The sequence below is a fragment of the Paenibacillus sp. FSL K6-0108 genome (assembly GCF_045040695.1).
In the GTDB taxonomy this organism is placed as follows: domain Bacteria; phylum Bacillota; class Bacilli; order Paenibacillales; family Paenibacillaceae; genus Paenibacillus; species Paenibacillus pabuli_B.
In genome coordinates, this window is sequence record NZ_CP150288.1 from 7,170,222 (window position 1) to 7,195,225 (window position 25,004).

25 protein-coding genes are annotated in these 25,004 nt (G+C 48.0%); 1 reads left to right on the forward strand and 24 read right to left on the reverse strand.

Features of this window, described 5'->3' with window-relative positions; all coding sequences use genetic code 11:
• Position 1 precedes the first annotated feature (1 nt).
• The 11 genes from MHB49_RS32480 to lspA all read right to left on the reverse strand — a co-directional run bounded on the left by MHB49_RS32480 (position 2) and on the right by lspA (position 12,743).
• Positions 2-898, reverse strand: a complete 897-nt coding sequence (locus MHB49_RS32480; RefSeq protein WP_405154345.1) for a helix-turn-helix transcriptional regulator — start codon at positions 896-898, stop codon at positions 2-4.
• Positions 899-1,194: 296 nt separating this feature from the next.
• A complete protein-coding gene (locus MHB49_RS32485) occupies positions 1,195-2,601 on the reverse strand; it encodes an MATE family efflux transporter (protein ID WP_405154346.1) in 1,407 nt (468 codons plus the stop codon).
• A 335-nt stretch (positions 2,602-2,936) separates the two neighbouring features.
• A complete protein-coding gene (locus tag MHB49_RS32490; RefSeq protein WP_405154347.1) occupies positions 2,937-3,824 on the reverse strand; it encodes a carbohydrate ABC transporter permease in 888 nt (295 codons plus the stop codon).
• A 30-nt stretch (positions 3,825-3,854) separates the two neighbouring features.
• Complete coding sequence (locus MHB49_RS32495; protein ID WP_247899824.1) at positions 3,855-4,736, reverse strand: carbohydrate ABC transporter permease; 882 nt, start codon at positions 4,734-4,736, stop codon at positions 3,855-3,857.
• Between the two features lie 29 nt (positions 4,737-4,765).
• Positions 4,766-6,085: an extracellular solute-binding protein gene (locus MHB49_RS32500; RefSeq protein ID WP_405154348.1), complete on the reverse strand. Its 1,320-nt coding sequence runs from the start codon at positions 6,083-6,085 to the stop codon at positions 4,766-4,768.
• A 117-nt stretch (positions 6,086-6,202) separates the two neighbouring features.
• Positions 6,203-6,997 (reverse strand): response regulator, encoded by a 795-nt coding sequence (locus MHB49_RS32505; protein WP_405154349.1) that lies wholly within the window; start codon positions 6,995-6,997, stop codon positions 6,203-6,205.
• The gene (locus MHB49_RS32510) at positions 6,963-8,753 is read right to left on the reverse strand and encodes a sensor histidine kinase (RefSeq protein ID WP_405154350.1); all 1,791 of its coding nucleotides are present in this window, start codon (positions 8,751-8,753) and stop codon (positions 6,963-6,965) included. The genes MHB49_RS32505 and MHB49_RS32510 overlap by 35 nt, the downstream gene beginning before the upstream one ends.
• A gap of 277 nt (positions 8,754-9,030) precedes the next feature.
• Entirely contained in the window at positions 9,031-9,858 is an 828-nt protein-coding gene (locus MHB49_RS32515) for a carbohydrate ABC transporter permease (RefSeq protein ID WP_076287389.1), read from the reverse strand.
• Positions 9,858-10,724: a carbohydrate ABC transporter permease gene (locus MHB49_RS32520; protein WP_247899827.1), complete on the reverse strand. Its 867-nt coding sequence runs from the start codon at positions 10,722-10,724 to the stop codon at positions 9,858-9,860. The genes MHB49_RS32515 and MHB49_RS32520 overlap by 1 nt, the downstream gene beginning before the upstream one ends.
• A 25-nt stretch (positions 10,725-10,749) precedes the next feature.
• A complete protein-coding gene (locus tag MHB49_RS32525; RefSeq protein ID WP_405154351.1) occupies positions 10,750-11,988 on the reverse strand; it encodes an ABC transporter substrate-binding protein in 1,239 nt (412 codons plus the stop codon).
• A 260-nt stretch (positions 11,989-12,248) separates the two neighbouring features.
• Complete coding sequence (lspA, locus tag MHB49_RS32530; RefSeq protein ID WP_247899828.1) at positions 12,249-12,743, reverse strand: signal peptidase II; 495 nt, start codon at positions 12,741-12,743, stop codon at positions 12,249-12,251.
• A 245-nt stretch (positions 12,744-12,988) separates the two neighbouring features.
• On the opposite strand from lspA, the gene MHB49_RS32535 reads away from it, so the two are divergent.
• Positions 12,989-13,456 (forward strand): heme-degrading domain-containing protein, encoded by a 468-nt coding sequence (locus tag MHB49_RS32535; RefSeq protein WP_405154352.1) that lies wholly within the window; start codon positions 12,989-12,991, stop codon positions 13,454-13,456.
• A gap of 73 nt (positions 13,457-13,529) precedes the next feature.
• On the opposite strand, the gene MHB49_RS32540 is transcribed toward MHB49_RS32535, so the two are convergent.
• The 13 genes from MHB49_RS32540 to MHB49_RS32600 all read right to left on the reverse strand — a co-directional run bounded on the left by MHB49_RS32540 (position 13,530) and on the right by MHB49_RS32600 (position 24,987).
• Positions 13,530-14,477 (reverse strand): nucleoside hydrolase, encoded by a 948-nt coding sequence (locus tag MHB49_RS32540; protein ID WP_405154353.1) that lies wholly within the window; start codon positions 14,475-14,477, stop codon positions 13,530-13,532.
• Between the two features lie 63 nt (positions 14,478-14,540).
• On the reverse strand, positions 14,541-14,945 hold the full coding sequence (locus MHB49_RS32545) for a DUF350 domain-containing protein (protein ID WP_405154354.1): 405 nt from the start codon (positions 14,943-14,945) through the stop codon (positions 14,541-14,543).
• Positions 14,945-16,324, reverse strand: a complete 1,380-nt coding sequence (locus MHB49_RS32550) for a glutathionylspermidine synthase family protein (RefSeq protein WP_405154355.1) — start codon at positions 16,322-16,324, stop codon at positions 14,945-14,947. The genes MHB49_RS32545 and MHB49_RS32550 overlap by 1 nt, the downstream gene beginning before the upstream one ends.
• Positions 16,325-16,330: 6 nt before the next feature.
• A complete protein-coding gene (locus MHB49_RS32555) occupies positions 16,331-16,606 on the reverse strand; it encodes a hypothetical protein (protein WP_247899833.1) in 276 nt (91 codons plus the stop codon).
• Positions 16,606-17,073, reverse strand: a complete 468-nt coding sequence (locus tag MHB49_RS32560) for a hypothetical protein (RefSeq protein WP_405154356.1) — start codon at positions 17,071-17,073, stop codon at positions 16,606-16,608. The genes MHB49_RS32555 and MHB49_RS32560 overlap by 1 nt, the downstream gene beginning before the upstream one ends.
• A gap of 214 nt (positions 17,074-17,287) precedes the next feature.
• The gene (abc-f, locus tag MHB49_RS32565; protein ID WP_405154357.1) at positions 17,288-19,222 is read right to left on the reverse strand and encodes a ribosomal protection-like ABC-F family protein; all 1,935 of its coding nucleotides are present in this window, start codon (positions 19,220-19,222) and stop codon (positions 17,288-17,290) included.
• 98 nt (positions 19,223-19,320) lie between these two features.
• The gene (locus MHB49_RS32570; protein WP_405154358.1) at positions 19,321-19,482 is read right to left on the reverse strand and encodes a hypothetical protein; all 162 of its coding nucleotides are present in this window, start codon (positions 19,480-19,482) and stop codon (positions 19,321-19,323) included.
• Positions 19,483-19,594: 112 nt separating this feature from the next.
• Positions 19,595-19,879, reverse strand: coding sequence for a hypothetical protein (locus MHB49_RS32575; protein ID WP_405154359.1), 285 nt, complete (start codon positions 19,877-19,879; stop codon positions 19,595-19,597).
• A gap of 193 nt (positions 19,880-20,072) precedes the next feature.
• The gene (locus tag MHB49_RS32580) at positions 20,073-20,981 is read right to left on the reverse strand and encodes a ketose-bisphosphate aldolase (protein WP_405154360.1); all 909 of its coding nucleotides are present in this window, start codon (positions 20,979-20,981) and stop codon (positions 20,073-20,075) included.
• 63 nt (positions 20,982-21,044) lie between these two features.
• Positions 21,045-22,136 (reverse strand): PTS fructose transporter subunit IIC, encoded by a 1,092-nt coding sequence (locus tag MHB49_RS32585; protein WP_405154361.1) that lies wholly within the window; start codon positions 22,134-22,136, stop codon positions 21,045-21,047.
• Between the two features lie 16 nt (positions 22,137-22,152).
• Complete coding sequence (locus MHB49_RS32590; protein WP_405154362.1) at positions 22,153-22,470, reverse strand: PTS fructose transporter subunit IIB; 318 nt, start codon at positions 22,468-22,470, stop codon at positions 22,153-22,155.
• 62 nt (positions 22,471-22,532) lie between these two features.
• Positions 22,533-23,000, reverse strand: coding sequence for a PTS sugar transporter subunit IIA (locus tag MHB49_RS32595; protein WP_405154363.1), 468 nt, complete (start codon positions 22,998-23,000; stop codon positions 22,533-22,535).
• Positions 22,960-24,987 (reverse strand): BglG family transcription antiterminator, encoded by a 2,028-nt coding sequence (locus tag MHB49_RS32600; protein WP_405154364.1) that lies wholly within the window; start codon positions 24,985-24,987, stop codon positions 22,960-22,962. The genes MHB49_RS32595 and MHB49_RS32600 overlap by 41 nt, the downstream gene beginning before the upstream one ends.
• Positions 24,988-25,004: the final 17 nt, after the last annotated feature.

Consider the following 25,004-nt stretch of genomic DNA (forward strand, 5'->3'; position numbering starts at 1 on the left):
ATCACTCCTCAAAAGACAAATTCATTGGCTCGTCCGACAGCTCATACTGCGTCTCCATATGAGTCAATGGTGTATTCGGATCAACCTCTTCGAAGCGGAAACTATCCACCCATACTTTGCCTTTGCCGTTCAAAATAACCCCGAATGAGATGACCGCACTGCCCTGCGGAACATCCAGTACAATATGGTACTGATTCCATGGCTGCGTTCCCGTAATCGGTCGCTCATGCATGTTATCGAATTGGAGCACATCCAGAGCGTTGTTATCCACACGCATCCATAATCCGCAGAATCCTTCAACGCGGTCAGTCTTCACAAAACCGGATAATCTCATCCGTTTGCCCACATACCTGTCCGCTTTGAACTGCTGCATCATGGTAGCAAACTCATTACTCTCCATCGGCGTAACAGCTTTCAGATAGCCTGATGACTTGCCCTGGTGTACTTCGGCAGGATCAATACCCATCTCATAATTTTGCGGATGACTTCCGGTCAACATCCACCCTTTGATCATTGACATCTCATTCATCTGTATTTCTCCTCCTCTGGTTCTTCCTTCAAATAATCTTAGATCAAACAATTTGCGAAAACGACCAGGCGGCATACCGTATATTTTCCTGAATGCACGAGTAAAAGCTTCCTGACTATCAAATCCGCACTCCAGAGAAATGTCCAGAATACCCACATTGGTGGAACGCAGTGCAGCGGAAGCATAGCTCATTCGACGATGCCGAATATATTCCACAACGGTCATGCCAACCTCCCTGCGGAACACCCGATGATAATGATAGGGTGACAGGAGAGCTTCAGATGCCACTTCTTCAAGCCCAATATCCTCGTACAGATTCGTTTCAATAAAGTAGAGACTTTGCTGAATCAATCCACTGTATGAATTCAAATAAAGTACAGCCCCTTTCCATATCCTTACTATACGTGAGGCTGCACATCTCGTTTTGATCATTTTTGCTAAATTGTTCTGGGGACAACCTCCGATACAAACCGCGCCCATGATCTGCACCTCTCCAAGGTAACAACGTAATGACGCACAGATTAACGCAAAAAAAGAGCCAACCATAAGGAGAAATGCTCCATCCCATGATTGACTCTTCTTGAATAAGACTAACGGCTCCAAGTGCGGCGCCTTTTTTTATTTCTGTATCCCGATCAAATCGAAATTATTTTCCAAAATCAACATCATACTGCCGGCACCGGCTGAGCTCCAACTTCCTCCTCATGATCCAACAGATCATGTTTCTCCCAAGCCCGGCTCTTCCAGCGGAAATACATAATGACAGCGCGTGTCCACTCGTCTGCGGCAATCGCAAGCCAGACACCGGCTAGCCCCATATGAAGCTTGAACACCAGCAGGTAGCCCAGCGGCAGACTCATGCAGACCATGGAGATCAGTCCCATATATACCGGGAACTTGGCATCACCCGCGGCACGAAGCGAACCAATAATGACAATATTGCAGGTTCGCCCCGTCTCCAGCAAAAGACTGAGCAGGATGACCTGCGCACCTAGTTTGATAATTTCCGGATTATCCGTAAAGACACTCATCAACGGAACACGGAAGAGAATAATAATAACATCAATAACGATTGTGGCGAGCAATGCCCACTTCACACTGTCAAATACGCGTTTGTATGCATCATTCTTGCGTCGTGCTCCGACCAAACGGCCAACAATAATGGATGTCCCCATTCCGATCGCCATGCTGAACAGATAGATGTAGCTTGAAATGTTGCCCGCATATTGCCGGGTTGCCATCGCTTCAGCGCCCAGATACGTCACGTACAGTGTGAAGACAAGCTGGCAGGACTGATATACAACGGATTCCAGTGCAGATGGAATCCCAATCCGCAATATTTTTCCAATAAATTTCTTAGACAGGTTGATGTAATAACCAAACTCTACTCTGACTTCCATAACGCGATAGAGCAGCCAGAAGAAAATAATCAAACAGATCAAGCGGCTTCCGACCGTGGAGATCGCCGCCCCTTCCACACCAAGCTTCGGCAGGCCGAAATGGCCGAAAATAAGGGCATAGTTACCAACGACGTGAATCACGTTCATCAGAACGGAAACATACATCGTCTCTTTCGTGTAACCATGCGTACGAATCGTCGCAGCCAGCGCATTAATAAGGGCCTGAAGGAAGATCCCGCCTCCGACGATACTTATATAAGAACGGGCAAAATCGTATATTTCACCTTGGATATGCAGCAGTGTAAGCAGATGCCCTCCAAACAGAAGAAAGCCTCCGCTCAGGACCAGTCCGACAATCAGATTCAGTGTAATCGCATTACCCGTAACCTGTGCCGCCTCACTTAACTTCTTCGAACCAATATATTGTGCCACAACAATAGCAGCGCCATGTCCAATGACTTCCAGTACAAGAATCGCAATGGAAATAATCTGGTTGGCTGCTCCGACCCCGGATACTGCATTATCGGACACCGAACTGAGCATGAACGTATCCACGCTCCCCATCAACATAAACAAGAAGAGTTCCAGGAATATAGGCCATGTTAGCCGAATCAGATTCAGATCCTTGGCATCCGAACGCAGGGACTCTTTGGTTGAGGATATTGCTGTCATTTTCTCACCTTTCCCGTGTGGGCTTTAATTCTTAGGGTATGTTAGCACAGGTGGTTTGAAAATGCAGTAGTTTTGCGAAAAAAAATGAAAGTTTTTTGAAATTCCAATAATAGGTATTTTCAGTTCTTTCATTTATATAAATCGAACTAATATTATTTACACTTGCCACTCCGATGCCAGAACAACCTTCCGATCGCTGTTATCCCCAGATTTTATTTGGTTCAATTTATCTAGAACCGGGGCTATAAACAAAAAACCTTACACATCCCTTTTGGATCGGATATGTAAGGGTTCAAGATTTAAGTTAGCCAATGACTCATATGGGATGCTTAATTTTATCCTTTTACCGATCCGGCAGCAATACCTTCCACAATTCGATTGCTCAAAACGAGGAAAGCGATCAGGATCGGCAGGATGCTGATCATCAGTGTCGCACCAATCGCTCCCCAATCGGTTGTGTACTGTCCAATAAAATTCTGAACCCCAACGGTCAGCGTTTTGTACGCATCTGTGCTGATAAACGTATTCACGAAGATAAACTCATTCCAGTCATAGATCATGTTAATAATCGCCGTCGTGGCAATCACTGAAGCTGTCATCGGCAGGACAATACGGAAGAAAATCCGATGGACCGAGCAGCCGTCCATTACCGCTGCTTCCTCCACTTCCCGCGGAAGAGCGTAGTAGAAACCGAGCAGAATCATGATGGTGATCGGCATATTAAACGCGATGTATGACAGAATGACCGACAATGGATGATCCGTAAGATGAAGCTTCAGGAACAGGCTGAACAGTGGGATCAGCGTAGAATGCACAGGGATCATCATACCTACCATGAACAATCCGAGAACCAGAGAACGCCCTTTCCAGCGCATGCGAGTGATGGCGAAGGTGACGAGACTCGCAAACAACACGGTGAACACAACGGACACCACCGTGATCCAGACACTATTGAAGAAATATAAACTGATGTTGCCTTCCGTCCATACCTTTACATAATTCTCCCAACGTGGAGTCGCAGGAAGGGCGAACGGTGCCATATCGAATACTTCCTGATTATTTTTGAGTGAGAACAGAAGCAACCATATCAGGGGCAGAATCTGCAGCAGCGCCACCAGAATCAGCAGGCCGTAGAGCAGAACATATCCGAGCCTTCTCAGCACTGTTGACCCCGTGCCTGTTCCCGGATAGGCTGGCAACCGAGCCGCGGTATCGGTCTTCACAGGGAAGGACCTCCTTTCATTTGACTTTACTCAAGAATACTGAATGGTATCCTTGGATGCCGTAGCCTTCCGAAGCAGCCAGGTAACAACCAGACATATCACGAGCAGGAAGAAACCAACGGCACTCCCGTAACCAAAGTCGAATCCACGGAAAGCCTGATGATACATATAGGAAGCCATTACTTCACTGGAGCCATTCGGTCCACCATCTGTCATCACATAGATGAGGTCAAAGTACTTCAGCGAGCCAACGACAGCCAGCACGATCGTCACTTTGATCACTTCCGTGATCAGGGGCAACTTGATGCGAAAGGCTATCTGCCAAGGGCTTGCTCCATCAATCCGCGCTGCTTCAACCAACGATTCCGGGATATTCTTGAGCGCAGCATAGTAGATCAGAATATAGAACCCGGCATACTGCCACAAGATCGGTACAAACAGGGCATACAGCACCAGGGATGGCTCCGCCAGCCAGGCTGGCGGATTGGCAATCCCGATTGCTTCCAGAAAGGTGTTGAGCACACCGTTGCTGGGATGATAAATCTTCAGCCACAGCTGGGCAATCGCTACCGAGGACAGCAGCATCGGAATCAGATATATTTTCCGAAACAGGTTGGCTCCCTTAATTTTGCCTGACAGCACAAGGGCAATCATAAGGTAACCGATCAAGCTGAGTGCGGAGAACAAAGCCAGCAGAAAAGTATGATAAGCACTCTGCCAGAACGTTCCATCTTGAAGCAATCTTGTGTAATTTTCTAAACCGATAAAGGTCATTGCGCCGATCCCGTCCCACTGCATCAATCCGTAATATCCGGTTAGCACGATTGGGATATAGATCAGTACCACTAACAGCAACAGTGCGGGAAGTACGTACAACGCAGCGACTAAACGGTTGGACATGACTTTATCCATCAGAATATCCTCCCTATGAGCGTTGTACGTTAGTTGCCTTTATCAATGGCTGCCTGATGATTCTTCACAAACTCCTCTGGAGTCACCGCTTTTCCAAACAGGGCCTGGATCATGTCCAGATGGACCTGAGCTGCCGCTGGTTTCATCTGGACATCCGCGAACAGTGTCAAGCTGCTGGCCTGATTTAATTCGTTCAGCAGATCAGTATAGAGCTGCGGCAGTTGGACTTCCGCAGTGTCCACTTTCGTTGCCGGAATGACGCCCGCCTCAGTTACGGAGCTCTCACCCCATTTTTCCACGAAATATTGCACGAACTTCTGCGCTTCATCCTTCACCTTGGAGTTCTGTGCGACGAACAGACCTACGCCCGGGCCGCCGACCCAACTGTTAATATCGCTTTTGCCTTCCTCCATCGTTGGGAATTTGAAGAATCCAATCTTATCCTTAAACTCCTGAGGTACATCCGGGTTGGTTGTATAGTTCGGCAGTTCCCAGGTGCCCATCAGATACATGGCTGCTTTCTCATTCATGAATTCCGATTTGCCTTCATCGTTGGACAAGCCGTTGAAGCCCTTGTTGAACGCGTTCATGTCCACCAGCTTCTGTACTTCGGCAGCCGCCTCAATCAGAGCGGGATCGTCAAACTTGCCTGTGCCCTGGATAGCCTTCTCCAGTGCATCCCCGCCCAATCGGTTAGCCAGATACATGTACCAGAGAGAACCGGTCCAGCGATCTTTGTTACCTAGAGCGATAGGAACCTCGCCATTGTCTGTCAGCGTTTTCACCACATTCAGGAACTCATCATACGTGGCCGGGGGCTGCAGATTATACTTGGCGAAAATATCCTTATTGTAATAGATCGGAGATATATTCAACTCAATCGGGAGCGCATAGGTTTTGCCCTCTACGGCATACGCATCGGTCGTTCCGGCAATGAACTTGCCTTCAAGTGGACCACTCAGAAGCTCATCCACCGGCGCAAACAGGTTTCCCTTTACGTAAGGCTCAAGAAATCCTGCAGCCCAGGTTACCCCTACATCAGGGAGTTCATTGGAAGCGGATAGAATTTTAAGCTTGTTTTTATATTGCTCATTTTCCAGTACTTCCTGCTTGATCGTTACGTTCGGGTGATCGGTCTGATACTGCTTGATGATGTCGTTAACCAGCTTGTTCTGCTGTGCAGAACTGCCCGCTGGCCAGAGGTGCATAAACTTGAGGGTCACCTTTCCGTCAGACCCGCTGCCGCTTGCTTCACCCTTTCCATCGGAATCCGAATTGCTGCATCCGGATAAAAATATGGTGAGGATAAACGTCAGTGTCAGAAGCATTGCTATGGGCTTTTTATTCATTTTCCCAACCCCCTGTAATCGTTTTTCGGTTGATGTAACCGCTTTAATCAAATTCTAGCATGGGCACATCGACCCCATAAGACCAGGATGATTTGGAAAAACTCCACTATTTTATGGTTATTTATTCTCTTGGGCGGTAATGGAATGACGATATTTGCTTGGGCTGATTGCTTCGAGGCTCTTAAACACTTTAATAAAATATTTATCTGTCTGATACCCCACCTGCTCGGCGATCTCCGAGATGGGCAAGGCGGTCTGAACGAGCAATTCCTTGGCTCGCTGAACACGTTTGCGGGTCAGATATTCACTGAAATTAATTCCCATCTGCTCCTTGAACAGCACGCTGAAATAGCTTGAGTTCAAATGCAAAAGCTCAGCGATCTCCCGCATGGTGACAGGCTCGCCCAGATGCGCCTCCACGTAAGCAATAGCCTCACTGATCTGGGGATTAAGTCGCTGATCTCCTCGCTCCCTGGCATCCAGCAGCTTGGGATCAACGAGCTTTTGCATCGTTTGAATCCGCCTTTGCTGCTCACCAAGTTCCAGGGCTTTCTCAACCGTCTGGATCAGCTGCTCCTTCTCAATCGGTTTGAGCAGATAATCCACCACACCGAGCTTGATGGCCTGCTGGGCATATTGAAAATCGGCATGTCCGGACATGATCAGTACAACAGGTTTACTCGGATAATCCTGTACCGCTTCAACCAGAGACAGGCCGGAGAACTCCGGCATTCGGACGTCTGTGATCAGCAGGTCCACTGACTGTACCTTGAGCCATTCGGCTGCCTCGACTCCACTAGCTGCCGTTCTGATCTCATTCCGGCCAGCCGACCAGCCTTCCAGCGTCTTGCGGATGCCCTCTCTTGTGCGCGGCTCATCATCCACGATTAGAATCGTTTTGCCATGAATCATATGCGCCCTCCGTATCCTTCGGAATATCAAAGCTAATAATGGTTCCTTCACCAGGTCCACTTTTCACGGACAACCCGCAAGCTTTACCGAGTTGATTGCCAAAATAGAGCTTCAGCCGACGATCGACGTTAATCAGACCCACGCCTGTTCCCTTGTCGGAAACAGCAGGGCCCCCATTCAATGCGTGAACGACAGATTGAAGCTTTGAATCATCCATTCCGGGTCCGTCATCCCGAACTTCAATGTGAACAAGTCCCTCCTGTGTCGAAGCATAGACACGAACGCTTACCTTTCCTGGTCCGATTCTGCTCTCTACTCCGTGAAGAATGGCGTTTTCCACCAATGGCTGGATGAGCAGTTTGGGGATTTTCGCCGTCCGCATGTTATCACTTAGTTGAATCTCCCATCCCAGTCTCTCCCCAAGTCTCATCTCCATGATTCGAAGATAACGTTCGGCGTGTTCCAATTCATCGGCAAGCGTAACCCATTCGTTCTGGTTCGGACTGGAGATGATATAGCGAAATAATCGGGACATCGCGACAACCATACGTGCCATCTCCTCATCTCCTTTGTCCTCAAGTGACCAATAGAACGCCTCCAGCGTGTTGAACAGAAAATGGGGATTGATCTGCGATTGAAGCGCCTTTAGTTCCGTTCGGGACTGCATAATTTCCCTCTCATATACCTCCTGCGTCAACTCGTTCAGCCTGTATACCATCTGATTGTATACTTCATTGAGCTTATGTATCTCCATTGTTGAACTCACCATAATATTGGGCTCCATCGCTCCCGGACGTGCACAGCGCATCGCTCTCATCAGTCGCCTGATTGGACGTGTAATCATGGTCGACAAGAGGAAGGACATGATTAGAAACAAAACGACCCCAAACAATCCGGAAATGAGCAGCGCCGTTCGAAGGATGGATACTCCCTCCGTAGTCTCACTCACAGGAGTAAGGACAGCCAGGGTCCACCCCGTAATTTCGGAATGCTGTCTGACCACGATATAGGGCTCATCCCGGGTCTGAACGATGGAGCGATCACTGCTCAGCAATGCCTCCACATTCAGGTCCGCTTCCAGATTGGAAGTCACAACACTCCCGTTGGCATCCACTAACAAAATCGAATCTAGCGTATCGTCCGCATCATCCAGATCATTCAACTGAAAAAAACTGCGATGCATTCGCACTACGACGTAGCCTCCATGTTCAAAGGCCCGGTCCATCAAGCTGACTCGCCGAATAGCCATAATCACGCTGGGATCTTCCGGATCGGGGCCAGTCCAGATCAGCCTTCCTTTTTCCTTGTCCGCTTCCGTAATCCAGTTTCGCTCAAGCCGCCCATCCAGGGAACGGTCATCCATGGGAAAAATCCGGCTGTAATTGGTGGTGTAGATTTCCATACTCTGCACACCATTCATAAAGGATTGATAGCTGTCCACAATCTGCAGGAGGGCCTGACGCTGATTGAATGTAGCCAATTCTCCGCTTTTTTCATTACTCAGCAAACGCTGAACGTAGGGGTCATCTGCCACTTGGGCTGTCAGGGAGTTCACCTGTGAAATGAGGGCATCCAATCTGCCATTGGCCTGAACAGCCGTCTGATGAATATGCTTCTCCGCATTGGTCTTCAGGAGACCGGATACCCGATCATAGGCAACAATGCCTGCAATGAACAAGACCATCAGCATCACCAGTACAAAACCAACAAAGATCTGATTGCGTAATGAATTCAATCTCCCCATTTTCCCCCGCAAGCCCCATCCTCCTCACCGTATGTAAAAAAAATCGCCACCCGAATCTCAAGCTGGGTGACGATGAAATACAAGTTATGCCGAATCCAGCATCGCCAAAAATTAAAGCGTTTACAAAATGAATGATCATTCTCTTTCAACGTTCTTTGTTTATCGATTAAACTAACGACTAAAAAATAGCACAGTTTCCTTTGTTTATCAATCACTTAAATCTATCGTCTCTGTCAAAGTAGCCTTTAAAACAAAAAAAGGTGGGCTCTATGAGCCCACCTCTTCTACATTATTTTACCGAGCCTTGTGTCACCCCGTTGATGATCCACTTCTGCGCAAACAGATAAATGATAATCATCGGCAGCAAAGCCAACAGATACGACGCAAACGCCAGGTTGAAGTCGGTATTGAACTGACCCTGGAACACATACTGTACCAGCGGCAGCGTGTATTGTGCCGGATCACTAATGATAATGAGTGGCAGCAGGAAGTCATTGTAAGTGGACAGACAGGTCAGGATACCCACCGTGGCACTGATCGGCGCCATCAATGGGAAAATGATTTTCCAGAACGTGCCCCAGGTTGTCGCTCCATCGACGAAGGCTGCCTCCTCCAGTGCTACCGGAATGGACCGAATGTAACCTACGTACACAAATACGTTAAAAGCAAGACCGTACACTGTATGCAGCAGGATCAGACCTAGCAGATTGGTCATCTCCAGTGATGCAGTCAGCTTAACAATCGGCAGCATGATGATTGGAAACGGAATGAACATCGCGCTGACGAAGTAATAGTACAGCCCTTTGAAAAACTTCCGTTTTTCCATATTTCGTGCAATCGCGTAAGCAACCATGGAGTTACTGAGCAAGGTCAGAATGACTGTCGATGCAGTCACAATGGCACTGTTACGGAACGATTGGAAGAAGTTTGTCATGTCAATTGCACTTGCAAAGTTCTCCCAGTGGAGCGTGGTCGGAATGGCAAATACGGATTGGGCCATTTGCTCCGGATTTTTCAATGCAATTGTAACCGTCATATATAAAGGGAACAGAATGAACAAAGTACCCAGAACAATCAACAGCATGACAGGCCAGTTGGTACGTAAACGGCTTCTCATTACAGATCCATCTCCCTTCTTTGCAGGAACCGGATTTGTAGAATCGAAATCACCGCGATAACGATGAAATAAATAACCGAGTTCGCAGATTGATACGCATATTCGCCGCCTTCAAACCCACCCGTGTAGATCAGATGGGAGATGGACTGTGTTGCCCGTCCAGGTCCACCATTGGTCAAGGCCACGATCTGGTCGAAGACCATCAGTGAGTTTTTCATCGCCAGCACCATGTTAATCGTGAAGAACGGGGCAATAAGTGGAAACGTAATGCTCCAGAATTCACGCCATTTGCCGGCGCCATCCAGATTTGATGCTTCATACAATGTCGTAGGGATGGTTTGCAATCCCGCCAAATACAGAATCGTATTCAACGCGACTGATTGCCATACCGCTACAATCACGATCCCGATCCAAGCCAGGCTTTCGCTGCCCAGAATGTTCGTGGATAGGGCGTTGATCCCCAGATTTTGTCCCCAGATCGGGAAGACGTTGGAGAACAGGTAGTTAAATATGTAACCTACAATCAATACACTCAGGATATTCGGCAAGAAGTAGATGCCCCGGAAAAAGTTGCGGAATTTGATTTTGGCATTCAGCCCGAGTGCAATGAGCAGGCTTAGAATATTCGTCAGGATTGTTACAACGATCGCAAATTTGAAAGTGAACCAGTAGGCGTTCCCTACATTGTCATCCTGAAACAGATTGAAATAGTTTTTGAATCCGACAAAGTCATAGCCTTTACCGAATCCGTTGTAGTTTGTAAATGAATAATAAATCCCCTGGAGGGCCGGCAGCGTCATAAATACGAAGAACAATACTACCGCCGGAACCGTCATCCAGTAATAGGGTGCGATGCGCTTGTTCATACTCCATCCTCCTTCGGACAAGGCGTTATCGCCGATTCGCTACCTTGTCCCATTCTTTGTCGAGTGTATCCAAATAGTTGTCGATGTTCTTGTTCTGCAAAAAGGACTGTACGATGGAATTCAGCTGCACCGCAGCCGGAATGTAGTGATCGGCGAAATCGATAACCTTGCCCTGTTCAATGTAAGGTGTCAGCTCCTGTACCGCAGGATCATCTTGTTTTACACCTTCCACCGCAGAGAACAATGTCTGTTCCTCAATGTACTTGCCAATATTTTTAGGCTCCACCAGAAATGCAAGGAATTGCTCAGCCTGCTCTTTATGCGGCGTATTGGCAGAAATGGTAAACAGGGAGTCGATACCATTCACCAGCTTGATCTGGCTCGGATCATTGCCTGTCGGGAACGGGAAGAAACCGATATCCACATTTGGGTTCGCTTTGCGAATTTCGGAGATCGCCCAGGTACCCTGGATGTACATATACGCCTCACCATTGGCAAAGGCCCGGTTACCATCCGAATACGCTTTACCAAAGTTGTCGCCGTGACCGTAATTCATCAGTTCCAATTGCTTCTCCGCGACCTCGCGGTATTTCTCCTTGAAGGTCACTTTGTTCTCGCGACGCTCCAGGTAGAAATCAATACCAACCAAGTTAGGTCCGAGTGCATTGAACGGCAGATTCGTCTGCCAGTCATCCTTGTATGTGAAATAAAATGGAATTTTACCCGCAGTCTTAATTTTTTGGGCTGTAGCGATCAGTTCGTCCCAGGTCTTGGGTACATCCAGACCCATTTCCTTAAACAACGTTTTGTTGTACATGATGCCGTTTGCATTTGTTGCGTAAGGAATACCTGTCACTTCATCCATACCCGTAACATCTTTCAGCATCTGTATGTAGTTGGGATCGATCGTTTTCAACAATGGACTGTCTGTCAGATCAGCGAAAATATCACTCTGTGCAAGAATCGAGTAGGTATCGGTCGCCCCCATGGCCATAATGTCTGGCACATCGTTCTTCACCACACGGGTCTTTAGCACCGTTTCCGCATCGGGTGGATTCACCTGTGTGACCTGGATATCGGAGTGTTCGGCGTTAAATGTTTTGATTAACTCGTCAAAGGTTCCTTTGGCTTCGGGTTTGTTCTGAAAAAATTCAATCTGTACTTTGCCATTGGCATTATTCCCACTGGTGCAGGAAGACAGAAGTACAGCCGTTATTCCACACAGCAGCATAATCCCGAGTGCCTTGGTAAGCGATGTTCTCATGTTGTACCTCCCTCAGCTTATATACGTTAAGAATTTACCCATTACATTAGTGAAGTAACCACGTGGTTAATCCTTCCACCGTTTCATACTAAGAGCGTTGACTATAATGTGTCCTATTATTCCTAAAACGGTTTCGGTAAATTTGAATCAAGCCCACTGACCGCAAGTGCCTTCTTCAGTACAACAAAAAGGACATTGGAATATGTCCAATGTCCCCCAGTTATTCATTTACGACGACTCACAGCAAAGCTGTTATTGACTCAGGATGGACGCCCGATTTTCGGCAAAGCATTGCGTGAACGCTTGGCCCGATAACTCTGATAGGCCCGAATCAGCATGCCGATTACCAACAATACCACACCCACATTTATCGCAACATCCGCCAAATTGAGAATACCGCGTCCCGACGGAAATACGAGAAAATCGGTTACGCGTGCGTACACAAAACGGTCGATGGCATTACCCAAGGCACCTCCAACCATGAAGCCGGCACCCGCCTGCATCCAGAATCCGCGAATTTCACCTTTTCTCCGATAATACATCATACCCGCTACAAATAAAATCGCAACTACTCCGAACAAACGGGCATTCCCCTGAAACAGGCTGCCAGCCATTCCGCTGTTCTCATAATGCTGAAGTTGCATTCCAGAATCGCCGAGTCTCATCATGTCGCCAACTTCCATATACATCCTCACTGCTATTTTGGTTCCCTGATCCACCAAGGTAACCAGCAGTGCAATAAAATAAAATAACATACTGTCCCTCCTCCTGCCTGACCTGTGTTATAGACGATATAAACCTCGAAGGTTACTATTGTAACGTTCCTTTCACTTTAACACAGCCGAAGCGATGTCTCCAAATGAAAACCCCTGGTATAAAGGTATAATGTGCAAAAACCTATCTTGCTGTCCTGTCCGCTTGCAGCAGGTACTTAATGCTGCATGTCGAATGTAGACATGAACCACACACACAAAGGAGCTGCATGTATTTGAACCTAACGATGAAAGAAACATTAAGCAAAATGCAGCAGGAAGAGAAGGACCTGATATTTCAGGAATTTGATGCTGAATTGGCGCTCAAGCTCGGACTGCATTTGGTGGAGGAGGCGAAACTTCGTTCCAAGGCGGTCACAATCGATATCACAGTCAAAGGACATCGTCTTTTTTTGCATGCCATGGAAGGAACTCACCCTGACAATGAAGACTGGATTCGACGCAAGAACAACGTCGTGAATCACTTTTCCTCCAGCTCCTGGCACACAGCGCTGAGACTGAGAAGCGAGGGTAAGACGCTTGAACATGATTTTGATTTGCCTTCCACTGACTATGTTCTGGCTGGAGGTGCTTTTCCACTGATTGTGGAGGACAAGGGACAGATCGGCACCATTACGGTATCCGGGTTGCCAGATGAGGAAGACCATGAACTTGTCACCTCCGGGATTCGTTCCTTTTTGTTGCAGCAAGACTAGCCTGGGAAAATGAAAAAAAGCCCTCCTGATCACATACGGATCGGGGGGCTAAACCTCTCAGTCAGGTTTGAAATTATTGAATAGCTGAAAGCACATCCAGCAGCATCGATTTGAATTTTGGACGGTCAATGGCCTCGCAGACGCGTACGTTCGGCTCTTTGCCGAAACGTCCGTTAATATCCACAACACTATATCCTCGCGTTAATTCTCCTGCTGCTTCCACATCCACGTAATACTGACCGGATTTGGTCATCAGTGACTCATCTGCGGCAACAGCCATCAGCAAGGTATCTGGGTGAGTGGTACCATTCAGTTTATGTACCGATTTGTTGAACTGCATGACCACTTTGTTGATGGCGGTGAAGAAATTCGCACCGGATGTACCCAGTGCTGCAATCTCAGCATGATCGTCATCATCCATAACAGAATATTGGGTACACATCTCCCAGCCAACCATGGTGATCGGAATGCCCGCGTGCAGTACAATTTTGGCTGCTTCCGGGTCCACATAGAAGTTATACTCCGCAGCTGGTGTGATATTGCCCAGTGCATTATTCGTTCCTCCCATGATGTAGAGGTGAGCAATTTCCGGGATAATCGTGGGGTCCTTCTGAATGGCCATCGCAATGTTGGTCAGGGGTGCAATCGCCAAAAGCGAGATCTCACCAGGCTGTTCGTGTACCTTTTCAATGATAAAATCAACCGCATGCCCTGCCTCTGGACGCTGGTCCGCCTTCGGGAAATGGGCGCCGCCCATGCCGTCATCGCCATGTACGTCTTCCACCGTCCGGTGTTGGGCCTTGCCATAGGCCATCAATGGGCGTTCGCACCCTTTGTACACAGGCACCTTGCCGCCATGTCCTGCAACCTGTACCGTGTACAGAGCATTTTCAACCTCCTGGTCAAACTGCACGTTACCACCTGTAATTGTAATGCCCTCCACCTGGAAATGGTGCAGTGCTGTCAGAATCGCAATCGTATCGTCTCCTGCTGTATCTGTATCGATGATGACTTTTCTCATGATGCCGCGCTCCTTCTTGGTTGGATATTCAATCTAAATTATCGTTTATCGCTAGGGTTTATTTTACATCAAAAACGTACCGATGACGATGGAAACACCGATGATAATGGAACGCAGCAGCTGTGCTACCGCCATATTGCCTCGTGCGATTTCGTCACATACCCGCATTTTTGGCGTCAGGAAGTCAAATATAATATAGACCAGACACAGAATAATGATCCCCAGCGCTGACCACAGCAGCATATCCAGCCACGAATGTGTGGAGAAGGACACCATGCCCACAATGATACACAGGCCCAGCAATTTACTGCCCATATACATGCCCGCTGCCTCGTTGCCTTTCGCAATTTCCTCACTATCGTTATACCGGGTCAACCGGCTAAAAGCAAAATACCCACACACCAATACAATCAGCAGAATGCCAATACCTATCGCTACATTCAGCAGATTCAATCCCAAATTGTCCATTATTTCTCCTCCTCATCTTCCATCCGTTCATTGACTACAGCCGCACAATAATAGGCCATATCTCCGGTGACCTTCTCCCCGATCCGGGGCAGCACTCCAGCAAAGCGTCCACCAATGACAAACACCCCTGTAAGCAAATAGCCGCTGTACTCGCCATCCTCTGTCTGAATCACGGCTTGCTCCATCGGAACCAGCTGCTGATAAATTTTAGGCTGGTTATTATAATAGGCTGCAATCTCCTCATCTTCGTGCATTTCAGCTGCTATATTGGATTTTATGTGGACGTCCAGCTGATTAGAGACATCCGTTTGGCCCGCATTATGAACCGACTCCTCACCCAGCAGCGAGGTGCCTCGACCTTCACGGCCCCAATAGCCTTTTGCCACATAAGGCATTGCGCTCCATTCGAATGGCCCGGCTTCGAAATAAGTCGGTAGCAGATACCGGGAGATTGCAGACAACTCTGCATCGTTAAACAGCCGAAACCCGCAATACTCTGGGGTTTGTTCATTGCGTTCATAGAGCGACCAGATCGCAGCCATGAAGCCCTTGCTCTGCATCAGCACATGCTGTGCAGGATTCATCAGCCCTAAGCGCCCATCCTGTACCAGCCCAAGCAGCGCTGCACCGATGTCCACCCCCGTCGTTTCATCTCGATCATCGATCAGATACTCCAGAGGATAGAGACGGTACAGAAGGTTAATCTCACGCCCTTGATGGTAGAGCGCCTCGCCCGGAATAATCTCCAGCTCCTCCAGTGGAGCGTAGAACGTTTCATATCCCGCTTCCTGACACCGTTTCATCAGGTACTCTGTATTGGTACGGTCCTCCACATGCTCCCCAAATGAAGTAAAGGTCACCGGGCCCAGCAAACCCTGCTGTGCGTAAGCATCCAGCCAGCGGCGAAAGCATTCCCGGATACATTCATCCATTCCTTTGGATGGAGCATGGAACGATATTTTTTCAGCCATCCTCACCAAAATACCTTCCAATGCAGCTGCTTCAGGTATGCCGGTTGGGGTATCCGTATTATTTTCAATACATTTAATCCCGGCTTCCCCAATAATCCAGTCCTGTCGAGTGATTCCCCCTGTCACCTTCTCCATACGCGCCGTTGGAATAAGGCCTGGATGAATACCTAACTGGTGCTCCAGAAAGGAGTCGGGCATGTACTGCTGGATAAAACGCATGACCTTGCAATAAATCCCGTCTACAGCCTCAACTGCTGTACGCAGTTCCTGCATCTCCACAGGGGAATAGACCGTTAACGCAGGTACAGCATATTGCTTGCCATACATTCGGTGATAGGGAACTTGTTGTCCTGCTTCGCCCCTGAATACTTCTTCATGACTGAACGGCAGTTGGTAAACATGCCTCATATGGTTCTAACCTCCCGAACTGCGGAAGAAGCTGCCAAAGCCGCTCGACTTCGAACTGGATTTACTGTAGGAACTGCTGTCCTTATTGCTCCGATAGGACGATCCGCCACCGTAGTAATAGTGTCCACTACTGGAATCATACTCACATCCGGTATCGTATTCCGGGTCACATTCATCGCTATTGCTGCTGCAACCGGATAATACGGCTGGAACGGCAAGCATTAGCGAGAAGGCAACCAGCTTGGCGCGCGAACCCGGTTTGGATATAGGATTTTCGGCCATTACAGATCCACCTCCTTCATAAAAAACAACACTTTCTTGCGATCCGCATCCAGCACGGAATACACAAATTCATAGGTCGTACCGCCCCGGACCATGTAATGGTCCAGCAGCTGCTCGGCAAGCTCCATCGTGTACGAGGAGGATTCCGCCACGTCCAATTCCTGAAATGCGCTCCCATTCCACAGCATATATTCCGCGCTGTACATGGAAGACATTTTACACATTGCCAGTGCAGCGTCCGCAACCGCTGTACCGAATTCCTCTCGCATTTGATTGTGATACTCGGTCACGTAGACTGCATGCTCCCGACGATCCTCGCATTCATTGGATAGATGCGCCCAGAGCTTATTTTTCATCAGGGTAGCATCAACCAGCTTGCGCATGAACAGCTCATCGCGAGTGACCGATACCTGCTCCAATACCCCCGTCTCCACCTGCCGGTCATCTGACCAATTCCGATAAGTCAATGAATAATAAATAATGATAACCTGCCTTTCTGTAAGCTCTAAGAGGAGCCGTTTCAATAACACAAACGTATTAAACGCATGAGAAGGAAAAAAGTTACACTGTTCCCGCTGACATGTAAAAAAGCAAAGAGGCCAGAGAACAATTCTCCAGCCTTCTCACCTTCTTCACCTATTTCAAGATCTATCTTAGGATCAGCTCCATGATTGACCTGTCTCACAGCTCTGCCCACTGGGCCAATATATCATTGTATTCACCAGAAAGCCGCTCGCGTTCGTTCCACAGTTGTTCCAGATCGATTGGATTGTTCTGTACGGATTCTAGCTGGTGATCCAGCGCCTGAATCTGCCCCTCAAGGCGGGCCAGTCTCTGCTCCAATTGTTCAGCGGACAGCTTTTGAGATTGGTGCTTCATATCAGCTGTTCTACCAGACTTCGTCTCTTGTGCAGGTTTTGAACTCCCACGGGGTGGAGTCGCTACAGCTGCTATAGGCTGATTTGTCGCCGCTGCGCGGATTTGCAGATCAAGCTTCTTCTCCCGATAGGCTTCATAGTCCCCAAGATAAGCGGTCATCCGCCCATTCTCCAATTCCCACACACGGGAAGCAAGTCGATTGACGAAGTAACGGTCATGCGAGATGGCAAGCACCGTTCCTTCGAAATCAACGAGCGACTCTTCGAGCGCTTCCCTTGAAGCGATATCCAGATGGTTGGTTGGTTCATCCAGCAAAAGCACATTCGGCTTGCGCTGAACCAGCAGAGCCAGCCTTAGTCGTGTCCATTCCCCACCGGATAACTGTCCTACCGAGCGAAATACATCTGCTCCATAGAATAGATATCGGGCCAAAATGCCGCGTGCTTCTCCTTCCTCCACACCTGCTTCCAGACGGAAATATTCAAGTACGTTCAGCTTCGGATTGGAAGGTTCCTCCTGCTGGGCCAAATAACCGACGTCCACACGTGCCCCCCACTCCAGGTTGCCTGCAGTCAGTTGCTCCTGTCCCAGCAGCAGCTTGAACAACGTCGTTTTGCCTGAACCATTGCGTCCAATCAGGGCAATTTTATCGCCATATTCGAGCAATCCAGAGACTCCTCGCAGAATAAGGCGTTCCCCATAAGCCTTTTCGACCTGTTCCATGACAGCCACGCGTTTGCCTGTGCGATCCGTTGGACGCACATCGAAGTCTGCATTACGGCGCTCTAGCACAGGTCGCTTCACCTGTTCCATCCGCTCCAATGCTTTGCGCATGGAGGCAGCCCGCCGAAAGAACTTTTCATTACCGCCCACACGGCCCCATTCCTCCAGCTGGCGGATCGTTTCTTTCATTTTTTTGATCACCTTCTGCTGCTCCTTGAACTCCTCGAATTGCTGCAGCAATCGTTGTTCCTTCACTTTCATATATTCCGAATAACCACCAGCTGACGTCTGCGCCTCTCCATCCTCCAGTTCCAACGTCCGGGATGCTACACGGTCCAAAAAGTAGCGATCATGTGAGATCAGGATCATCGTACCTGTGTACTCGCGCAAAAATCCTTCCAGCCATTCCACCCGTTCCAGATCCAAATGGTTGGTCGGCTCATCCAGCAATAACAGATCAGGTCTTACAATTAGCTGTGAAGCCAACACAACCCGGGTCTGTTCACCACCAGACAACGAACCAAAACGCCATCCGTAATGCTCCTTGGCAATATCCAGACCGTCCGCCACCTGATCGATCCGGGCATCCATCTCATATCCACCCTCGCGTTCAAACTGATCCTGCAATGCCGCATACCGTTTCAACAGACGCTCCAATTGGTTTGGATCAGCTGCGCAGTCCGGATCGGACATCTGCTGCTCCATTTCCTTCATTTGACTCCGACATTCCATAAGCTCCCTGAATCCAAGACTCAGCACATCCAGCACCGTGTAATCATCCATTCCTTCCGGCACCTGAGCCACGTACCCGATACGTGTATCCTTCTTGATCATCAATTGTCCTTCATCCGGCTGGTTCAGTCGTGCCATCAGACGCATTAATGTCGTTTTACCACTTCCGTTGCGGCCGATCAGGGCGACCTTGTCGCCCTCCATAATTTCAAACGTAATGCCGTCCAGCACCAGATGTGCTCCGTGGTATTGGGTCAGTTGTTGTGCGCTAATAATCATCATAATAAGGTTCCTCCTATGGATTGGAAGATCCTGACCGCAACACAAAAAGAGCCGCAGGAGGTTAGCTCCGCGGCCCTTCAGAATTCAAGCAAAATTGCTTATCGTCCGAATGAGGTCAAGGCAGGCATCTTCTCGCAAATGTTAATTTCCGTATATTCAAAATTGGACAGACTTCTCCCGTTGATTGGAAAAGTATGAACAATGCCAGCCATAGCAATCGGCAGCTGGCTAATACGGTTGTTAAGCATCGCGTGATTCACCTGTCTTCACCTCCCTTGTCATAATTAAGGTCACTATATCACAGACGAATGCATTTCTGCAACCGTCAGTCGCCCAATTCACTCTTACTGTACAGCAACTAAACCGTTCCGATTAGTTCCTTCTGTGCCGCCGCATAACCAGGTCCACAATAATGATCGTGATCAGGGTGAGCAGGCCGGAAGTTGCAATCGATACCCCCAGCAGAGCATAGCCAATCCCGTTCCAGCCGCCAATATCGACGCTGATCATGATAACGATGGCTCCACCCAGTAAGGCCACACAAGGCATAATATATTGAGCCCTTGTCATCCGCCGACCTTGCAATCGATAGATAAGCCATTCAATAAGCAGCAATGCGAGCCAAATAAGGAGTATCAATATAATAAGACCTTTCACTTATACGCCCCCTTCTCCTCCATACATTCCTCCGAATGACCACTGACACTCAGCATTCTGGATACGTGTAGAGTTTATCACATAATGAAGCCCTCCATTCACGATAAATCGAATTCGTGAAGGAGAGCTTCAAAGAGGTTTCATGATATCCAATTGGCATATTTCTTATGATGCCTTGTTCCTGCCAGCAGGCTCAGTAAAGACTTACACTTTCAGCCTGGCGTTGTTCATAACGCAGTCCATTGTATAAATCCGCTTTGCCAACCGAATTGAACAGATTCATTTTATAGCGAATGACGCTTTGGGCCTCGGCAATGCATTCCGGATAAATGGCATTAGGGTCCCATAACTCCGTTGTACTCAAAATTTCACGAGCTTTTTTGAAGTATGAATATTTCATATCGCTCGAAATATTGATTTTACAAATGCCCAGCTGAACGGAGTCGGAAACCTCCTGATCCGGGTTAGCGGACCCCCCATGAAGAACGAGAGGGATGTCTACCAATTGATTGATTTCTCTCAGGATATCCATTTGCAGCTCCGGTTTAATATGCTTGGGATATATGCCATGGGCTGTACCGATGGCTACTGCTAACGTGTCGATCCCTGTGCGTGCCACAAAATCTTCCGCCTGAGCCGGGTCCGTGTAAGTTACTACAGATACGCCGCCTTCGATAGAGTTACCGGTCTGCCCAATCGTTCCCAATTCCCCTTCAACAGAGACGCCGACCGCGTGTGCAATTTCCACCGCCTGTTTTGTAATAGCCACATTGTCTTCATAAGGGAGCAGGGAACCGTCAATCATGACGGAGGTGAATCCACACTTGATCGCCCGGATGATATCAGCAATGGACCCGCCATGATCAAGATGGATCACCAGTGGAACATGGCTGGCATGTGCACGCTGGCGGGCATATGCGAAAAATTCATCCGTCAGAAATTCAAGTTCCGTGGGGTGGATGGCGATGATAGCCGGTGAATTGGAATGTTCGGCCTCCTCAATCACCGCTCTCAAAAATGTGCTGTCTGCCACGTTAAATGCCCCTACCGCGAATTTGTGTTCCTTGGCTACCTGTAGCAATTCCTTCATCGTAATCAACATAAGTTCACATCTCCTTTGGATTAGTGTATAGATTTAGTAGTAAGCGCTCTCATCTTGGAGGCCTTACTCCACTTTGAACACAATGTCATCAAAGCTTACGCTTTCATCTTCCGTGTCGTCGAATTCTTCATCCACAGCCGTTACTGGCTTCTTTAATAGGGATAAGGTTATTCCACAGATTCCGGTACCAATGAGAAGAGACAGCATAAACAGCCACGGATGCGTAAAAAGGGGAACAACGAACAATCCGCCGTGCGGCACCGGAGCCTCAACGCCCCAGATCATAATCAGACCACCTGCTATCGCTGAGCCAATGACACAGGAAGTCACCACCCGGACCAGATCCCTTGCTGCAATCGGAATGACTCCCTCCGTAACCATACAGATTCCCATCGGAAATGCAGCCTTTAACGATTCCTTTTCTGCTGCTGTGTATTTGTTTCTCGTCAGGAAGTACGATAGGGTGATCCCCAGTGGTGGAATAATCGAGCCGACAAACTTTACAGCCTCCGGCCCATAGATACCTTGGACCAGCATTCCATCGGCAAACAGCGACATCGTTTTATTAACAGGTCCTCCAAAGTCAAAGGTAGCCATCAAGCCCAGAATGGCCCCGAGCGCAAATTTGGAGCCCCCCTGCATCGATTCAAGCACATGGGTGAGGCTGTCCTGCAGCCAGACAATCGGCTGACCAATAACAAGGAAGATACACAAACCGGAAATCAATGTGGCCAGAAACGGAATAACAAGGACGGGCATTAATCCCTGCATGGACTTTGGCAGCTTTACATATTTTCGGATGCCAATAACGACATAACCTACGAGGAATCCTCCCAACATCCCACCGATGAACCCCGCTTGAATCTGACTGCATATAAAACCAACAATTAATCCTGGGGCAATTCCGGGACGGTCGGAGATCGAATAAGCAATCGCTGCGCAAATTAAAGGTACAACCAGTCCCATTCCCCAACCGCCAATTTGGTTAATCATATACGGAATGGTCCCTTCCGCCTTGCCCACATCAGCTCCTCCTAATATTTGACCCAGCGCGATACACAGCCCTGAAGCAACGATCAAAGGAATCATATAGGAAATTCCGGTTAACAAATGGCCTTTGATCACTGAACCTGCGTTATTGGATTTAGCGCTCATCGTCTCGCCTCCCTTTTTATGAGGATACCCCTAAAGACTGCTCCACCTTTTCAATGAATTTAATCGGCGCTTTAATAACCGTTTCGGTTTTCACCCGAATGATCCGCTTGCCTTTGAACCGTTCTTCTCCACCGATCTTGATATCTGCGGCCACAATGACAACATCAGCATCTTTGATCTCTTCCCTGGAAAGCTCGTTTTCAGTTCCTATGGTGCCTTGAGTCTCCACTTTAATCTCATGTCCACGGGCTTTCGCGCCTTTGATCAATTTTTCCTTGGCAATATACGTGTGGGCAATACCAGCAGTGCATGCGGCTACGGCTACAATGTTCATCAGTATCCCTCCAAATGATGTAGGTGCGCTCCATTTAATTAAAATCCAGAAAGTCACTTATTCTAAGATACGCTCTCCCTGCTTGCAAACAGCTCCATAATCCGGGCCGGATTAGGCTCATACATCAAACGTTCCAATACCTCCTCATCAGCAAGCATACTGGCAACCTGGACCAACAGTTTCATGTGGGTTGTATTCCGGTCCACAAGTCGTACGGCAAACAAAATAACGACATGGACAGGTTTGCCGTCCAGGGTTTCCCATTCAAGCGGGTGCTTTGTCCGCCCGATGGTGAGCGAGGTTTTAAGAACAGCAGCTGACTTGCCATGAGGAATGGCAACATGATTCTCCAGACCGGTCTGGCCTTCTTCCTCTCTTGCATAGACGTCCTTGATAAACTCCTCTTTGGAGGACAGCGCACCATCCTTCTCCAGCAAATCCGCCAGTTCCTCAATAGCTTCATCCTTGGTTCGAGCTTGTAGATCCAGCTTAATCAACCGTTCGTTGATAATCTTGGTTATATCCATCATGGTCCTCCTCCTGATCGTGCTTCGACTGTAATATCCCGACAAGCTCCATAGGTGTAGTCACTCTCATGATCTGTTCATACATACGCCTGCACATCAACAGACTCTGTATTTCGATCAGCAATTCAGTTATTGGTTCATCTTTTGAGAAAGCGATTACAATTTCCAGTTTGCTATTTGCCGCTCCACCTTGAACAATATTAAAACCGACGACTGGATTAACGTTCACATCACTGCGGATCAGAAAAACCGACAAATGATTATTCAGCTTGGCCTCGGCAAACGCCCGATTCTCCATGTTAGCGCCTACATGTTTGAGTATGGATGTAAACAACTTCAGACGGGACGCTGCCCCTTCTGCAAACGGTGCCTTCGTATTTGTTTCAATCTGCAAACAAGAAGGGTGAACGTACGCCCCGAGCAGCGGAAATGAAAACACCTTGTTTTGATGCTGATTCAACTTCTCCTCGTTAAACTTGGCCTTGATTAGGCTGACATCCGTATCATTTAAGAGCGCCGAGACATACACAACCGGCAGATCCTGATGCTCCAGTTTAACGGTAGATATGATCAGATCAATTCCCGTCCAATCCTCCGTGCGCTTGAACCAGCTTACCGAAATGACATCAACGACTTCCCATTCGGGAAATGAACGGTTGATCCGGTTTTTCAGCAAATGAGAGGTGCCTATTCCAGTAGAGCAGACCAGAATAACTCTTTTCTTTTTGCTGCTTTTCTCAATGGATGCCTGAAAATAAAGTACCAGGTAACTTATCTCGTCATCACTAAACGTATTCAACCCACAGGCTTGGGCAATGGGCAGCATTCCCAAACGGACCAGGGAGAAGATCTCGGCATACTCCTTGCTTATCTCCTCCAATAGAGGATTTTTAATGGAAATGTTGTATTTTAGACGGTTCAGCATCGGTTTAAAATGAATAATCAGACCCTTGTACAACTGTTCATCTGTTGTAAGGTCACGTCGGATCATACCAGATACGGTCTGAATCAATTCCTTGACCATCACTTTGGACTCCGGACAAGCTTTGTCCATCAGACCTGACAACTCAAGGTTAAGGGACGGGACACTCATTCCTGACGAAATCAGATATTGATAGATGAAATAGATCTCTTCACTTGGCAATTCCAATCCGTATTGTTCCCTGATCCTGTTGGCCATGTCTTTCGCGATCGAATGCACAGTTGGGTCGGTTACTGGATGTTCAGAAATTCCATCAGCCAGTTGAATGACTTTGCCACTCTTCAGTCTGCGGATACAAATCAGCAGGTGAGTCAGCATGTTGATGTAATATGGGTCGCCTATCGTATATCCTAATTGCAGCTCGGTTTCTTCCAGAATGCGTTGAATTCCTTTTACCGGATCGTAGCCAAAATGCTCGATCAATTCACCCAGTGTGTTGCCATCAATCCGGGACTGATGCTCTTGTTCTTCCTTCCGTTCTTCACTCACAAGTTCATGAATGAGAGAAGCCATGGCTTTGCGAATGTCAATCTCCGAACCAATCAGACGGGTGCCGAGTTGGCTTTTTTCCAGTCGCAGATGAAAGGGTTCAATTCGTTCTTCAATGGCCTTGAGATCATTCACAATTGATGCCTTGCCAATAAAGTATTCTTCTGACAGTTTGTTAATGGAGGTTTCTTCAGGAGAATCATATAATAAATTCGTCAATATTTTGATTCTCCTCGCCTCAACGGAAAGGGTCGTCACCACCTTTTTTCCCGGAATCCATTGCGTGCTCCTCAGTTCCATCGTCTGTTCCTGAGTTAAAGCCAGCGCAATACCTGTTCCCGGCTTCCGTTCAAGGCGAATTCCGCGAGTATCCAAATTGTGCTCCAGGGCGTTTAGTTCCCTGTAAATGGTTTTTTCGGACCAGTTCATGTGACTGGCTATTTCTTTGACCGGAACGAAATCCCTACGCTCCAATAGAAAATGCAAAATCTGATATTCTCTCGCAGACAGCGCTTTCATTTGGGGATCACTCCTTC

Bases quoted from the DNA above. Each gene is read 5' to 3' on its own strand.
- MHB49_RS32485 (WP_405154346.1), bottom strand. From the start codon at position 2,601: ATGACAGCAATATCCTCAACCAAAGAGTCCCTGCGTTCGGATGCCAAG.
- MHB49_RS32495 (WP_247899824.1), bottom strand. From the start codon at position 4,736: ATGGATAAAGTCATGTCCAACCGTTTAGTCGCTGCGTTGTACGTACTT.
- MHB49_RS32500 (WP_405154348.1), bottom strand. From the start codon at position 6,085: ATGAATAAAAAGCCCATAGCAATGCTTCTGACACTGACGTTTATCCTC.
- MHB49_RS32505 (WP_405154349.1), bottom strand. From the start codon at position 6,997: ATGATTCATGGCAAAACGATTCTAATCGTGGATGATGAGCCGCGCACA.
- MHB49_RS32515 (WP_076287389.1), bottom strand. From the start codon at position 9,858: ATGAGAAGCCGTTTACGTACCAACTGGCCTGTCATGCTGTTGATTGTT.
- MHB49_RS32520 (WP_247899827.1), bottom strand. From the start codon at position 10,724: ATGAACAAGCGCATCGCACCCTATTACTGGATGACGGTTCCGGCGGTA.
- MHB49_RS32525 (WP_405154351.1), bottom strand. From the start codon at position 11,988: ATGAGAACATCGCTTACCAAGGCACTCGGGATTATGCTGCTGTGTGGA.
- lspA (WP_247899828.1), bottom strand. From the start codon at position 12,743: ATGTTATTTTATTTTATTGCACTGCTGGTTACCTTGGTGGATCAGGGA.
- MHB49_RS32535 (WP_405154352.1), top strand. From the start codon at position 12,989: ATGAAAGAAACATTAAGCAAAATGCAGCAGGAAGAGAAGGACCTGATA.
- MHB49_RS32540 (WP_405154353.1), bottom strand. From the start codon at position 14,477: ATGAGAAAAGTCATCATCGATACAGATACAGCAGGAGACGATACGATT.
- MHB49_RS32545 (WP_405154354.1), bottom strand. From the start codon at position 14,945: ATGGACAATTTGGGATTGAATCTGCTGAATGTAGCGATAGGTATTGGC.
- MHB49_RS32550 (WP_405154355.1), bottom strand. From the start codon at position 16,324: ATGAGGCATGTTTACCAACTGCCGTTCAGTCATGAAGAAGTATTCAGG.
- MHB49_RS32555 (WP_247899833.1), bottom strand. From the start codon at position 16,606: ATGGCCGAAAATCCTATATCCAAACCGGGTTCGCGCGCCAAGCTGGTT.
- abc-f (WP_405154357.1), bottom strand. From the start codon at position 19,222: ATGATGATTATTAGCGCACAACAACTGACCCAATACCACGGAGCACAT.
- MHB49_RS32580 (WP_405154360.1), bottom strand. From the start codon at position 20,981: ATGTTGATTACGATGAAGGAATTGCTACAGGTAGCCAAGGAACACAAA.
- MHB49_RS32585 (WP_405154361.1), bottom strand. From the start codon at position 22,136: ATGAGCGCTAAATCCAATAACGCAGGTTCAGTGATCAAAGGCCATTTG.
- MHB49_RS32590 (WP_405154362.1), bottom strand. From the start codon at position 22,470: ATGAACATTGTAGCCGTAGCCGCATGCACTGCTGGTATTGCCCACACG.
- MHB49_RS32595 (WP_405154363.1), bottom strand. From the start codon at position 23,000: ATGATGGATATAACCAAGATTATCAACGAACGGTTGATTAAGCTGGAT.
- MHB49_RS32600 (WP_405154364.1), bottom strand. From the start codon at position 24,987: ATGAAAGCGCTGTCTGCGAGAGAATATCAGATTTTGCATTTTCTATTG.